Here is a 13,899-nt window from a genome sequence, read left to right as displayed (position 1 = left end):
CCGTGGGGTGCCGGAATCACCCGAGCAGGCGTTTCACCCAGTCGTCACGGGCAGCCAGCATCGCCTGCGCGACGGCCGTGTGCGGTGCGAACATGTCGAAGCCGTGGAACCCACCGGCCCACACATGCAGCTCAGCCTGCACACCCGCCGCCCACAGCCTGGTGGCGTAGTCGACATCCTCGTCGCGGAACACCTCGGCACTGCCGCAGTCGATGAAGGCGGGGGGCAGACCCGCCAAGTCGGTGGCGCGCGCCGGGGCCGCGTAGATCGAGACGTCGTCAGTGCCCTTGCGCTCGCCGAGCAGGGCGGTCCACCCCGTGATGTTCGACCCGCGGTCCCACACGCCGATCCCGTCGATCTGCCGGGTCGAGACGCTCTCATCGCGGTCATCCAGCATGGGGTAGATCAGCAGCTGACCGATGAGCGCCGGCCCGCGACGGTCCCGGGCGAGTAGGGTCGTGCCGGCCGCCAGGCCGCCACCGGCACTGCCTCCGCCGATCAGGATGCGGTTCGGATCGATGCCCAGCTCCGCGGCGTTCTCGGCCGTCCATACGAGACCCGAGTAGCAGTCCTCGACCGGATACGGATCGGGGAACTCCGGCGCCAGTCGATACTCCACGGTCACGATCACGCCGTTGAAGCGCTCCGCCCAGTCGAGAAAGCCCACGACGCCGAGCCAGCGGTTGCCGATGATCATGCCACCACCGTGCGTGTGGAAGAAGCCCGGCCCCGTACCGGTGCGACCGGCCTTCTCGACCACCGAGACGACGATCTCGTCGCCGTCATGTCCTGCGATGGTCACATCGCGGCGCGTGAAGCCCCGTTCGTCGAGCACGGCGAAGATCTCATCCTCGCCACTCACGGGGGACTGGCGCATCAGCGGGATCATCTCGGCGGTCAGCGTCGACGGCAGCGTATCTCCCACCAGTGCGAGTGCGGCCTCCAGTTCCGGGTCGAACGGAGGGCGAAGGGTCGTCTCGGTCATCAGAACTCCTTTGTTCTCGGCCGCCGTCTTGGCGGCGTCCCGCCAGCCTCCCGGAGGTCGCACCCGAGCGTAACCCGCCAGACAGGGCCGTTCTGCGGCCGCGAGACCGACAGATGGCGGGCGGCACGGCTCGGCCCGGCGGGCTGGTTCCGGCCTCAACCCGCGAGCGACAGCCCGGCGGCGAGCGCGAAGCCCAGCACCGTCGCGAGCCCCGTCACCTGCTTGGCCTTCTGCTGCGCGTCGGGAACCATCGAGTCGACGAGCATCACGAGCAGCGCACCGGCCGCGAAGCCGCTCGCGCCCGCACGGAACTCATCGCCGGTCGCGCTGGCCAGCCCGAAGCCGGCGACGGTCGCGAGGGCGCAGATCACCGAGATGCCGGCCCAGAGCAGCAGCACGCGCGACTTGGTCATGCCGCCCTTGAGCAGGTCGGCGGCCGAGCCGATCGACTCGGGCAGGTTCGAGACCACGATCGCCACGACGAGCGCGATACTCACCGGCTCGCCGGAGGCCAGGCCGATGCCCAGCACGAGCTGCTCGGGGATGCCGTCGAGCAGGGCGCCGAGGGCGAGCGGCGCCCCTGCACCCTGGTCTTTCGACTTCGCGGCTCGCGCATCGAGGATCCGGTCGGCGAGGAAGTACGCCAGGGCTCCGGCCGCGACGCCGATGACGAGCGGGATGGGACCGGCGAGATCCAGCCCCTCTTCCCACAGCTCGAAAGCGATGGAGGCCATCAGGGCTCCGGCACCGAAACCCAGCACGATGCCGAGCCAGCGCGGCGGCCAAGTGCGCAGCAGAGCGAGCACGGCGCCGATGATCAGGGGCGACGCCGCGACGACGCCCCACAGGATCGCTCCACCCATGTCCGCCTCCTTCAGGGCAACTCTGCCACCGCCGCGACGGAATGTGCAGAGGCCGCGCTCTCCCTGCACGCGACACCGTCTGCGGCTCGCTCCTGCGTTCAGTCGGCTCGCACGCGGTGGATGCCGAGGTCGGTGCGACCGGGCAGCAGATCCGCTCGAAGTGCTCGGGTGCCGTGATAGTCGCCGTCGCGCAGCCTGCGATAGGGATGGCTCGGCGTCTCGAGGGCCACCCCCGAGAGCCGTTCGACCAGGCGCGCGCTCTCGTGATCGATGCCCGCCGAATCCAACCCGTCGGCGTCGTGGACGACATGCAGGTCGAGCGGCTCAATGCCGGTGTACCAGAGGGTTCCGTGGGTGAGCGGGAACATCAGCGAGTCGAGATCACCGCTGATGCCCCGTTCTCCGATGGAACGGTCGTCCTCACCTGCCGTGACGATCACCAGGGCTCGGCGCCCGGCGAGAGGGCCCTCGCCGTAGCGCAGCGGAAGCCCGGTCTCGGCATCGGAGGGGCCGTACGCGAACCCGTTGGTGAGCACGCGGTCGAACCATCCCTTGAGGATCGCCGGCGGCCCGTACCACCACAGCGGGAACTGGAGCACGACGAGATCGGCGGCGGCGAGCTTGCGCTGCTCCTCGGTCACATCCGGCGGCAGCTGCCCCGCAGCGTACGCCTCGCCCATGAGATCGACGACGTTGCCCTCCCTGCCGCGGGGCTCGCCCAGATCCGGGGCCGCGAGAACGGGGTCGAACCGCTGAGCATAGAGATCGGTGATCTCGACGGCGTGGTCTCGCGAGAGCGCCTCGACACCGTCGCGGAACAGTCGGGCGTTGAACGAGTTCTCCTGCGGGTGGGCGTAGATCCAGTGGACGGTCGGGCGTGATGCTGACACGGATGGCCTTTCTTCAGCGGGGGTCGGTGACGGCATGCGCCGGTGTGCGCCGCCACAGCGGCAGGAGTGCCGCGGCGACGACCGCCACGGCCGCGACGAGGAGGGCGACGACGAAACCACGAGTCCCTGCGATCAGGGCGATCGTGCCGAGCACCGCGATGCCGAGACCGCCGCCGAGGGCGAAGCCGACCTCCTGGATCGCCCCCACCTGGCCGGCGTCGTCTTCGGTCGTCACGTCGAAGAGCGTGGTCGCGGCGAGTGTCGCCGTGACCCCGAATCCCACGCCGACCAGCACGAGCGGGATGGCGACGAGATCGACCCCGGTCGACAGCCAGACGGCCCCTGCACCCTGCACCACGAGAGCGAGCACCGTGAGCGTGGGCGAGCTCAGCCATCGCAGGAGCAACGGAGCGAGCACCCCGCCGAGCGCGATCGCCACAGCCTGGGGAAGGATCGCGATTCCGGCTTCGGCCGCGCTGAACCCCCTGGCATCCTGCAGGTGCAGACTCACCAGGAGAACGGAGGCCGTCGACACACCACCGCTCGCCACGATGCGCACGATGGCCGGGCTGAAACCGGGGACCCGGAAGAGCCGCATGTCGATGAGGGGTTCGGCGAGGGTGCGCTGGCGGCGGATGAAGAACACGAGCGTGCCCACCGCGACCACTCCGGCGATGCCCGCGGCGAGCGGAGCGGCGAGCACCTCGTGCAGGGCGAAGACGAGGGCGCCGAGCGCGACGATCGACGACACGATGCTCAGGATGTCCCACGACGGTCGCCGCGAGCTGCGCGAGTCGGGCACGAGCCAGATCGCGAGCACACCGGCGAGGACAGCGAGCGGCACACTCCCCAGCAGCAGCCAACGCCATCCCGGGCCTTCAGTGACGAGGCCGCCGAGCACGGGGCCGAGCGCGCTGCCCGCACCGAAGGTCGCGGTCCACAGCCCGTAGGCCAGCACGCGCTGCCGTGCGTGATAGTGCGCCCCGATCGTGGCGACGACGCCTGCCACGACGAATGCCTCAGCGACGCCGAGGAGCGCGCGCACGGCGATCAGCAGCATCCCGTCCTGCGCGAATCCGCCCACCAGGTTGAGCACGGCGAAGCCCGCGAGGCCTGCGAGCACGATCCGCTTGCGCCCGAACGCGTCGCCGATCCGGGCGGCGATGATCAGCGTCGCCGCCAACGAGAGCGCGTAGATGTCGACGAGCCACAGGGCGCCGCTGTCGCTGAGGGTGAGGTCGCCACGGATCGCGGGCAGCGCGGTCGACATGCTGCTGATCGCAAGCGCCCCGATCAGGATGCCGAGAAGCAGCGGGATCATGGCGAGCCAGGGATGCAGGGCCGTGCGTGGACGAGCGGATGCCGTGGGGGTCGAGAAGGTCACCACATCAGTCTTGTGGCTGAGTACACTTCAGACAAGTACGGTCATTCAAGGTACATAGTGACCGTTCGGATACTATGACCGGGAACGGAAGGCGGATCCCATGAGGGAGAAGACAGAGCGCATCGTCCGGGAGTGGGGCGACGCCTGCGACGCGGAGGTCTCGATCGCAGTGCTCGGCGGGGCCTGGAAGCCCAGCATCCTGAGCCTTCTCGGCGAGCACGAAGTGCTGCGCTTCGGCGAACTCAGCAGGCTGCTCGACGAGCCGACCGCTCGCGTGCTCACCCGTCAGCTGCGTGAGCTCGAAGACGACGGGTTGCTCATCCGCACGGTCTATCGGCAGGTGCCGCCCAAGGTCGAGTACCGGCTGAGCGACCTCGGTCGCGGGTCGATGCCTCTCGTCGACGCGCTGACCGACTGGGGTGGTCGATACGCAGCGCATCAGCGACGCGAACTCGAACGGCCCGCCGCCGAGCCCGAGACCCTCGACGCCGTCGCCGCAGGCTGACTCTCTTCCGTCCGAAACAGCCGACACGCCGCCGATAGACTGGGAAGCATGTCCAAGGTCCTCCAGTCTCTTCCCGTCGGCGAGCGCGTCGGCATCGCCTTCTCCGGAGGACTCGACACCTCCGTCGCCGTCGCGTGGATGCGCGACAAGGGTGCCGTCCCCTACACGTACACCGGAGATCTCGGGCAGTACGACGAAGACGACATCGAGTCGATCCCCGGCCGTGCACTCGAGTACGGCGCGGAGGCCTCGCGTCTGGTCGACTGCAAGACCGCCCTGGTCGAAGAGGGTCTCGTCGCGCTGTCGTGCGGCGCCTTCCACATCCGCTCGGGCGGACGCACGTACTTCAACACCACGCCCCTGGGCCGCGCCGTCACCGGCACGCTGCTCGTGCGCGCCATGAAGGAAGACGGCGTCGACATCTGGGGCGACGGCTCGACCTACAAGGGCAACGACATCGAGCGGTTCTACCGCTACGGCCTGCTGGCCAACCCGCGCCTGCGCGTGTACAAGCCCTGGCTCGACGCCGACTTCGTCACCGAGCTCGGCGGCCGCAAAGAGATGAGCGAGTGGCTCGTCGCCCACGACTTCCCCTACCGCGACTCGGTCGAGAAGGCATACTCGACCGACGCCAACATCTGGGGCGCGACGCACGAGGCCAAGACCCTCGAGCACCTGAACGTCTCGCTCGAGACGGTCGACCCGATCATGGGCGTCAAGTTCTGGGATCCTTCGGTCGCGATCGAGACCGAAGACGTCTCGGTCACGTTCGAGGCCGGCCGCCCGGTCGCCATCAACGGCGTCGAGTACACCGACCCGGTCGCCCTCGTCATGGAGGCCAACACGATCGGCGGACGCCACGGCCTCGGCATGAGCGACCAGATCGAGAACCGCATCATCGAGGCGAAGTCGCGCGGCATCTACGAGGCTCCGGCCATGGCGCTGCTCTTCATCGCCTACGAGCGCCTCGTCAACGGCATCCTGAACGAAGACACCCTCGCGACCTACCACGAGCAGGGTCGTCGCCTGGGTCGCCTGATGTACGAAGGACGCTGGCTCGAGCCGCAGTCGCTCATGCTGCGCGAGTCGATCCAGCGCTGGGTCGGCCTCACGATCTCGGGCACCGTCACGATCCGCCTGCGCCGCGGAGACGACTGGACGATCCTCGACACGACCTCGCCCAACCTGTCGTACGGCCCCGAGAAGCTGTCGATGGAGCGCGTCGGCGACGCCGCCTTCGGCCCGGTCGACCGCATCGGGCAGCTCACGATGCGCAACCTCGACATCGCCGACTCGCGCTCGCGCCTCGAGCAGTACGCGGGTCTCGGCCTCATCGGCGGCGCGACCGGTGAGCTCGTCGGCCGCGTGACGGCCGGAGAGTCGGGCGAGATCACGGGCTCCGTCGAGGAGGTCGACGAGAACTTCGCCGACGCGGTCGACACCGCATCCGAGGGCGCGGCCTTCGACTCCGGCACCGACTGACTCTCGGTTCTTCTGAAGGGGGCGGATGCTGCGGCATCCGTCCCCTTCTTTCTGCCCGCGCGGTGCACTGCGACCCTGTGAGTCCCCCGAATTATCTTGCACACCATTGTGCACTATACGTACAATGGGGGCATGACCACCCGTGCTCCCCGCCGTGACTCCGTCGAGAACCGTGCCGGAATCCTCGATGCGGCCCGCGTGACCCTCGCAACCGACCCGCGCGCCTCGATCGACGTCATCGCCCGCAGCGCCGGCCTGTCGCGCCGCACGCTCTACGGCCACTTCGACGACCGCGAGGCGCTGATCCGCGAGCTGATCTCGGTCGGAGCGCAGCGCTTCAACGCGATCGCCGAGTCTGTGACCGACGCCGACTCGCGCATAGCGCTCGCCCGCCTCGCGGCTCGCCTGTGGCAGGAGGCCGCCCACGTTCAGGTCGCCGCGGCACTCGCGCTCGACGAAGCTCACGTGCAGCACACTGCAGACGCCCTCGCGCCGCTGCGCCGCACCGTCGCCGCCCTCACGCGTCGCGGGCAGGAAGACGGCAGCTTTCGCACCGACCTCTCGGCGCCGACCCTCGCCCGCCTCATCGAAGAGGTCGCGCGCACGGTCGTCTCGCGCACCGATGCCAGCAGCACCGGTGCGGCCGGCCTTGCCGTGCGCACGTTGCTCAGCATCGCCGGGCTGTCGTGGCGCGAGGCCGACGAGCTGCTGACAGCGCACCCCGACATCGTCGAATCGCAGGAGGTCAGCGCATGAGAGTCACTCTGCACGAGGTGAGCAAGGGGCGCGGCGGGCAGTCGCTGCCGACGACGAGCCTCGAGTTCCACAGCGGAGCGGTGCGCTTCGCCCTCGCCGAGACCGAGCAGCGCCCCACGGTGCTGGGTCTGATCGCCAGCGGACGGATGCGGCCCGACACCGGACGCGTGACGATCGACGGCGACTCGAACAACAAGGCCCTGCGGCGCACGATCGCGCTCGTCGACGCCCCCGACGTCAGCGACCCGCACGCCGACATCACCCTCGCCGGCGTGGTGGGCGAAGAGCTCATGTTCGCCGGGGTCGGCGCGACCCCGCTGCACGCGCGCCGCTGGCTGAACCAGCTCGGGTTCGGAGAGCTCGCCGGCGTGCCGATCGGCAACGTCGATCCGGCCGCGCGGGTGCGCATCCTCTGCGAACTGGCGATCCTCCGCGGGGGCACCGAAGGCATCGTGCTCGTCGCGCCCGACCGTCACGGCGGCAGCCCCGACGGCTGGTGGCGTATCGCGTCGGAGTTCGCCGACCGCGGCTACGCCATGCTCGTCGTCATCGGCGGGTCGGCTGCAGTCGCCCTCGAACGGATGCACGAGCTCGAGGCGATCAATGCATCCGGTCCGATCCAGCCCCTCGTGCTCGACCGGCCGATCGACCCCGACGCGGACCCCCAGTCGTCGAGCGACGACGGCGAAGCCGACCCAGACGATACGCCCGACACAGACCCGGTGACGGAAGACCCAGACGACCTCGCCGCGGCACCGCGTGTCGACGACGAACACGCCGCAGAGGCGCCCGATCCTCTCGGTTCTCCCCCAGACCCCGAGCCCCGCTCGTCGAGCGAGGACGGCGAAGCCACACCAGACACATCAGACACACCAGACACCGAGAAGAACGGAGGCGAGCGATGAAGGTTCCCGCCATGATCGCCGCCGAACTGCGGCGGCTCACCGCGAGCAAGATGGGCATCATCGCCCTGATCGCGCTCGTGTGCGTGCCGATCCTCTACGGCGGCCTGTATCTCTGGGCCAACCAGGACCCGTACTCGAAGTTCCCCGATGTGCCTGTCGCCCTGGTCGTCGATGACGCCGGCGCCCCTGCCCCCACCACAGGAACGGATGCCGCGACCGGCGAGACCGTCAACTACGGCGAGGACGTCGCCGAGAACCTCATCGACGGCAACGCCTTCGACTGGCAGCGCATGTCGGTCGACGAGGCCGCAGATGCGTTGCGCGACGGAACCGTCGACTTCACGGTCACGATCCCCGCTGACTTCTCTTCGGCGTTGACCTCGGCCGCGGGCGACGACCCCCACCAGGCGCGCATCGAACTCGAGACGAACGACGCGAACAACTACCTCGCGTCGTCCATGGGCACTCAGGCGGTCGAGAAGATCCGCAGCTCGGTGGCCGAGATGGTCGGCAGCGAGGCAGCTGAACGACTGCTCACCGGACTCAGCGAGGTGCGAGACAACCTGGTCACCGCCACCGACGGGGCGACCCAGCTCACCGATGGCGCCAACACCGCGGCGACCGGCAGCGCCACACTCGCCGATGGCACCTCCCAGCTGGCCGACGGCACGTCTCAGCTTGCGGGGGGCGCCTCTGAGCTCGCCGGCGGCGCGTCTCAGCTCGCCGGTGGCGCGGCGACTCTGGCGTCGGGGGCTCAGCAGGTCAGTGACGGCAACCGGCAGCTGGCCGACGTCGCAGACCGCGCCGGGTCGGCTGTGCAGCAGGCGACGGATGCTCTGCCCCAGGCACGCCAGGACATCGCGACGGTCCTCACGGATCAGGGCCTGACGCAGGAGGACATCGATCGGGTCCTCGCGACACTTGATCCGCTCGGGACACGACTCGAGGAAGGCAACGCGACCGTGCAGAACGCGGTCGACAAGGTCGACCAGCTCGCCGCCGGTGCCGAGTCAGTGGCATCCGGCGCCTCGCAGCTCGCCAGCGGCTCGCAGACGCTCGCCAGCGGCGCACAGACCCTCGCCAGCGGCGCGCAGACCGTCGCCACGGGCGCGGCGTCGGCGAACGACGGTGCAGCCCAGCTGCGCGACGGACTCAGCACCCTCGCGTCGGGCACGGCCGAGCTGCGCGACGGGCTCTCTGACGGGGTCGACGCGATCCCCGTCTCGACCCCCGACCTGCGCACGCTGCAGGCCGACACGATCGCGGATCCCGTGAAGGTCTCGAGCGACAAGGTGGCGTCGGCCGAGGACTACGGCGCGGGCCTCGCACCGTTCTTCGCCGCGCTGTCGGCCTGGATCGGCATCTATGCGCTGTTCCTCATCGTCAAGCCCGTCTCTCGCCGCGCCGTGACCGCCTTGCACTCCCCGATCAGGGTGACTCTGGCCGGCTGGCTGACTCCGGCGATGCTGGGTGCGGTGCAGATGGTCGGGCTCATGGGCATCCTCGCGATCACCCTGGGCTTCACGTTCAACAACCCCATCGGCACGCTCGGCGTGATGATCTTCGCGTCAGCGACGTTCGCAGCGATCATCCTCACGCTGAACGTCTGGCTCGGCTCGGTCGGGCAGTTCCTGGGTCTCGTGCTCATGGTGCTGCAGCTCGTGACCGCCGGCGGCACCTTCCCCTGGCAGACGCTCCCGGCCCCGCTGGCCGCACTGCACCACGTGCTGCCACTCGGATACGTCGTCGACGCCATGCGACAGCTCATGTACGGGGGCAACCTCGGCAGGGCCGGATGGGATCTGGTGGTGCTCGGGATCTGGCTGGTCGGCGCTCTGCTGCTCGCCGCGATCGGGGTGACGCGCATGACGCACCGGCGCACGCTGCGCGATCTGCAGCCGAGTCTGATCGGCTGACCCCGCGGGCGGGGGCGAGAACTCCCCCGCCCGCCGCGCCGTTGTGGGTAGTATTCCCAGAGTGCGTCGGTGAGACGCACTCTGGGACTCTCTGGGACTGAGTTCCGCCATGCCACCCGAAAGAGTTCTCGAAGATGACAACCCATTCGACCGAGATCGTCGACCCGTCGCGCTCTTCCCTGGGCGCCCGCATCGGTCGCATCGTCTTCCTCGTCGTCGCCGCCATCGTCGTGGTCGCTGTCGCCGCTGCCTTCTTCGTGACCTGGACCATACAGCGGTCCTTCCCGCAGACCGGGGGCACCCTGCCGCTCGAGGGTCTGCGGTCCGAGGTCACGGTGCAGCGCGACGACCGCGGCATCCCGACCATCACGGCCGACTCGACGCACGATCTCTTCTACGCCGAGGGGTTCGTGCACGCGCAGGACCGCTTCTTCGAGATGGATTTCCGTCGCCATGTGACGGCCGGTCGGGTGGCTGAGATGTTCGGCGAATCGCAGGCCGGAACGGATGCTTTTCTGCGCACCCTCGGGTGGCGCAAGGTCGCCGAGGCCGAGGTCGAGGCCATGGACGACGTGACGCGCGGCTACTACGAGGCCTACGCCGACGGCGTCAACGCCTATCTCTCGTCACGCTCGGGTGCCGAGCTCTCGCTCGAATATGCCGTTATCGGCATGCAGAACCCCGAGTACGTGCCCGAGCCCTGGGAGCCCGCCGATTCGGTCGCCTGGCTGAAGGCGATGGCCTGGGACCTCCGCGGCAACATCGAGGACGAGGCCGAACGTGCGCTGCTGACCGCCCAGCTCGCGGACAGCTCCGACGCGGCCGGGATCACCGCGACGCTCGATGAGCTGTACCCCGCGTACCCCTTCGACGAGCACCCGGTGATCGTGCCCGAGATCTCGACCGTGCCGACTCTCGAGACCGGCGCCGAGCCTGCCGCGTTCACGACCGACGCGAACGACGACGAGATGCAGCAGGCCGCGACGACCATCGAGTGGCACGAGGCCTCCGATGTGATCGAGGCCGCTAGCCTGCTCGTCGGCGACGTCGGCGAGGGCATCGGGTCGAACTCCTGGGTGGTGTCAGGCGACCTCACCGAGAGCGGCATGCCGCTGCTCGCCAACGACCCGCACCTGGGCGCATCACTGCCCTCGGTCTGGTACCAGGTGCAGCTGCGCTGCAGCGAGGTCACCGATGAATGCCCGTTCGACATGAGCGGCTTCTCGTTCTCGGGACTCCCCGGCATCGTGATCGGCCACAACCAGCAGATCGCCTGGGGCTTCACCAATCTGACCACCGATGTCACCGACCTCTACATCGAGCGGATCGAGGGCGACCAGTACTGGCGCGACGGGGCGCTGGTGCCTATCGAGGAGACCACCGAGACGATCAAGGTCGCCGGGGGCGACGACATCGACCTCACGATCAGGTCGACCGTGCACGGGCCGATCATCTCGGGCCTCGTAGACGACTTCACTGCGATCGCCAAGCAGCCGGAGCCCGGGCTCACGGCCGGGGGCGCGGCGGGCCCCGCGCCCACGGGTGAGGCCTCCGAGTACGCGGTCAGTCTGCGCTGGACGGCGCTCGACCCCGGCACGGCCGCAACAGCGATCTTCGCTCTGTCGGCCGCGCAGGACTTCGAGGAGTTCCGCTCGGCGGCCGCCCTGTTCGACGTGCCGGCACAGAACCTCATCTATGCAGACGTCGAGGGCAATATCGGCTACCAGACTCCCGGACGCCTGCCCGTGCGAGGAGCCGGCGACGGATGGATGCCGCAGCCCGGGTGGGACAGCAGCTACGACTGGACCGGGTTCATCCCCTTCGACGAGCTGCCGGTGTCGTACAACCCCGAGTCCGGCTACATCGTGACCGCGAACAACGCGATCGTCACCGACGACTACCCCTACTTCCTTTCGCGGGACTGGGATTACGGCTACCGTGCCGATCGCATCGTGCACCTGATCGAACGATACGTGGCCGCCGCACCGCTCACCGCGCAGGACATGCGCGAGATCCAGATGGACAGCGAGATGTGGATCGGCAAGCGCCTGGCATCCGCGATGGAGGATGTCGAGGTCAAGGGCGCAGGCACTGCGGATGCTGTGGCCCTGCTGCGCACGTGGGACGCGCAGAACGACGTGGCATCCCCTGCCGCCGCGTACGCTAACGTGCTCTGGTCGAACCTCGTGCAGAACCTGTTCGCCGAACGCGACCAGCCTCTGCCGATCGACGGCCACGGCCGCCTCTTCACCGTCGTCTCGGACCTGCTCGACGACCCCTCAGACCCGCTCTGGGCGAATCCGGGCATCGACGTCGCGAGCATGGACGAGATGCTGGCGCTGTCTGCCGAAGAGGCATACGACGAGCTCGCCGCCCTGCAGGGCGAAGCCGTCACCGGGTGGAGGTGGGGCGACCTGCACGCGATCACCCTCACGAGCGACACTCTCGGCTCGTCGGGCATCGCCCCGATCGAGATGCTCTTCAACCGCGGCCCGTATGCGGTCGGCGGTGGCGCCTCGGTGGTCAACGCGACCGGGTGGGAGCTCGGAGCTTCGTACGCCACGACCACCGTGCCGTCGATGCGGATGGTGGTCGACCTGGCGGACTTCGACGACTCGACCTGGATCCACCTCACCGGAGCATCGGGTCATGCATTCGACGAGCACTATGTCGATCAGACCGCGGACTGGGCGGCGGGCGTGCAGAAGCCGTGGGCGTTCTCCGAGAAAGCTGTCGATGCGGCGACGCGACACACCCTGGTGCTGACGCCGGGCGGGTAGTTCCTGAGGCGGGTGCGCAGCTCTCAGGCGGATGCGGGCGCGGCGGATGAGTCGGATGCGGCTGCGCGGCGCGCGATCACCCAGATGCCCATCGCGGCGGCGAGGAAGATCGCCGCCAGAATCACCCAGCCTGCGAAGCCGAAGGTGATCGCCGTGGCATTCACGACGATCGGCGACGCGAGGGCTCCGAGTGAGAAGCCCATGCCGAACACCCCCTGATAGGCGCCTGCTCGCACCGGATCGGCCAGCTCGAAGCTGAGTCCCCAGGCTCCGGCCTGCGACAGGATCTCGGCGAACGTGTGCGCGATCATGCCCACGATGAGGATGACGATCGCCGCCCACGTCGGAAGGCCCGCGGCGAGCGCGTAGATCAGGCAGGCGGCGACCATGAGCCATCCCGCGATCATCGTCACCCTTCCCGCGATCCGGAGGTCGTGCGTGCCGCGCGATGCACGCACCTGGAAGAGCACGACCAGCGCCGTGTTGACGATCAGGAGCACCGCGAACGTGGCATCCGGGGCATTCGTGTACTCGCTGATCCACAGCGGCACTCCGAGTTCTGCCACCCCGAACTGCATGCCGAAGATCGCCGAGAGTGCGCTCAGCAGCAGATACCGGGGGTCGCGCCAGGGCGAGCGTCTGTTCCAGTCCTTGCGCTCAGCGGATGCCGCGGCCGTCGCCTGCGTGTCGATGGATCCCGTCTCGGTGAGCTGAGCGGCGACATGACCGCGAGCGGGGGCGTCGACCGCCGACGTGAGTCGGAGGAGCGAGAGCGAGCCGAGTGCGCAGGCGGCACCTGCCCCGGCGATCACGACCCGGTAGGCCTCGGGGGTGCCGAGCGCCAGGGCGATCGCGCCGAAGCCCGAGCCCGCCGCGATCGCGAGGTTCGTGACCGTGCGCAGCACGGCGCGGGCGTGCACCCGCTTGTCTGGCGCGAAGCCTCGCGCGATGATCGCGGATCGGGCCGAGTATCCGAGCGAGTCGAAGAAGCCGGAGAGGCTGGCGAGCAGAAGCGCCGACACGAAATCTCCGACGAACGCATAGGCGGCGAGCAGCACGCCGCCGGCCATCTCGAAGCCGAAAGCGAGACGTCGTGCGCTCCACCGATCAGCGAGCCAGCCACCGAGCAGCGACCCCACGACGCCGCATCCGCTCGACACCGCGAGCACCACCGCTGCCTGCGCGGGCGAGAGACCGATGATCTGCGTGAAGAACAGCACTGTGACCGCGAGGAAGACGCCGCGGCCGATGCGCGACACGGCGGTCGCCGCGACGAGCGCTCGCAGCACCGGATCGCTCAACCCGTCTGCGATGCGTGCGATGAAGCCCTTCGACGAGCCTGCCGTCTCGGCCCCTGTCTCGATCTGATCGGGATCGGAGCTCGGCGAAGACACCCTTCATCCTCGCATGGCGCGCGCCCGCGTCTCGCCGCA

The 13,899-nt window shown here is 69.1% G+C and carries 11 protein-coding genes; 6 read left to right on the top strand and 5 right to left on the bottom strand.

Translation table 11 applies throughout. The annotated features are described in order from the left end of the window. Positions 1-16 precede the first annotated feature (16 nt). The 4 genes from RQG82_RS17875 to RQG82_RS17860 all read right to left on the bottom strand — a co-directional run bounded on the left by RQG82_RS17875 (position 17) and on the right by RQG82_RS17860 (position 4,122). Positions 17-985, bottom strand: a complete 969-nt coding sequence (locus RQG82_RS17875; protein WP_311260144.1) for an alpha/beta hydrolase — start codon at positions 983-985, stop codon at positions 17-19. 155 nt (positions 986-1,140) lie between these two features. After that, positions 1,141-1,848: a hypothetical protein gene (locus tag RQG82_RS17870; RefSeq protein ID WP_311260143.1), complete on the bottom strand. Its 708-nt coding sequence runs from the start codon at positions 1,846-1,848 to the stop codon at positions 1,141-1,143. 98 nt (positions 1,849-1,946) lie between these two features. Next, complete coding sequence (locus RQG82_RS17865) at positions 1,947-2,738, bottom strand: NAD(P)H-dependent oxidoreductase (RefSeq protein WP_311260142.1); 792 nt, start codon at positions 2,736-2,738, stop codon at positions 1,947-1,949. A gap of 13 nt (positions 2,739-2,751) precedes the next feature. Next, complete coding sequence (locus RQG82_RS17860) at positions 2,752-4,122, bottom strand: MFS transporter (RefSeq protein ID WP_311260141.1); 1,371 nt, start codon at positions 4,120-4,122, stop codon at positions 2,752-2,754. Between the two features lie 100 nt (positions 4,123-4,222). Between RQG82_RS17860 and RQG82_RS17855 the strand changes: the two genes are divergently transcribed. The 6 genes from RQG82_RS17855 (at position 4,223) to RQG82_RS17830 (ending at position 12,466) form a co-directional block, all read left to right on the top strand. After that, positions 4,223-4,627: a helix-turn-helix domain-containing protein gene (locus RQG82_RS17855; protein ID WP_311260140.1), complete on the top strand. Its 405-nt coding sequence runs from the start codon at positions 4,223-4,225 to the stop codon at positions 4,625-4,627. Positions 4,628-4,675: 48 nt separating this feature from the next. Beyond that, complete coding sequence (gene argG / locus RQG82_RS17850; protein ID WP_140035705.1) at positions 4,676-6,109, top strand: argininosuccinate synthase; 1,434 nt, start codon at positions 4,676-4,678, stop codon at positions 6,107-6,109. Between the two features lie 132 nt (positions 6,110-6,241). Further along, positions 6,242-6,865 (top strand): TetR/AcrR family transcriptional regulator, encoded by a 624-nt coding sequence (locus RQG82_RS17845; RefSeq protein ID WP_311260139.1) that lies wholly within the window; start codon positions 6,242-6,244, stop codon positions 6,863-6,865. Beyond that, positions 6,862-7,770, top strand: a complete 909-nt coding sequence (locus tag RQG82_RS17840; protein ID WP_311260138.1) for a hypothetical protein — start codon at positions 6,862-6,864, stop codon at positions 7,768-7,770. Before RQG82_RS17845 ends, RQG82_RS17840 begins: the two co-directional genes overlap by 4 nt. Beyond that, positions 7,767-9,686, top strand: a complete 1,920-nt coding sequence (locus tag RQG82_RS17835) for a YhgE/Pip domain-containing protein (RefSeq protein ID WP_311260137.1) — start codon at positions 7,767-7,769, stop codon at positions 9,684-9,686. The genes RQG82_RS17840 and RQG82_RS17835 overlap by 4 nt, the downstream gene beginning before the upstream one ends. Positions 9,687-9,820: 134 nt before the next feature. Then, the gene (locus RQG82_RS17830; protein ID WP_311260136.1) at positions 9,821-12,466 is read left to right on the top strand and encodes a penicillin acylase family protein; all 2,646 of its coding nucleotides are present in this window, start codon (positions 9,821-9,823) and stop codon (positions 12,464-12,466) included. Between the two features lie 23 nt (positions 12,467-12,489). Here RQG82_RS17830 and RQG82_RS17825 read toward each other — a convergent pair whose 3' ends face one another. Beyond that, the gene (locus tag RQG82_RS17825; RefSeq protein WP_311260135.1) at positions 12,490-13,860 is read right to left on the bottom strand and encodes an MFS transporter; all 1,371 of its coding nucleotides are present in this window, start codon (positions 13,858-13,860) and stop codon (positions 12,490-12,492) included. Positions 13,861-13,899: the final 39 nt, after the last annotated feature.

This window comes from Microbacterium sp. WCS2018Hpa-9, from assembly GCF_031843745.1.
GTDB lineage: Bacteria > Actinomycetota > Actinomycetes > Actinomycetales > Microbacteriaceae > Microbacterium.
The sequence above is the reverse complement of the archived record's forward strand: the minus strand, read 5'-3'. Positions and strand labels throughout refer to the sequence as shown.

What these genes read in the sequence shown, in the direction of transcription:
- RQG82_RS17875 (WP_311260144.1), bottom strand. Translation starts at nt 985, where the DNA reads ATGACCGAGACGACCCTTCGCCCTCCGTTCGACCCGGAACTGGAGGCC.
- RQG82_RS17870 (WP_311260143.1), bottom strand. Translation starts at nt 1,848, where the DNA reads ATGGGTGGAGCGATCCTGTGGGGCGTCGTCGCGGCGTCGCCCCTGATC.
- RQG82_RS17855 (WP_311260140.1), top strand. Translation starts at nt 4,223, where the DNA reads ATGAGGGAGAAGACAGAGCGCATCGTCCGGGAGTGGGGCGACGCCTGC.
- argG (WP_140035705.1), top strand. Translation starts at nt 4,676, where the DNA reads ATGTCCAAGGTCCTCCAGTCTCTTCCCGTCGGCGAGCGCGTCGGCATC.
- RQG82_RS17845 (WP_311260139.1), top strand. Translation starts at nt 6,242, where the DNA reads ATGACCACCCGTGCTCCCCGCCGTGACTCCGTCGAGAACCGTGCCGGA.
- RQG82_RS17840 (WP_311260138.1), top strand. Translation starts at nt 6,862, where the DNA reads ATGAGAGTCACTCTGCACGAGGTGAGCAAGGGGCGCGGCGGGCAGTCG.
- RQG82_RS17835 (WP_311260137.1), top strand. Translation starts at nt 7,767, where the DNA reads ATGAAGGTTCCCGCCATGATCGCCGCCGAACTGCGGCGGCTCACCGCG.
- RQG82_RS17830 (WP_311260136.1), top strand. Translation starts at nt 9,821, where the DNA reads ATGACAACCCATTCGACCGAGATCGTCGACCCGTCGCGCTCTTCCCTG.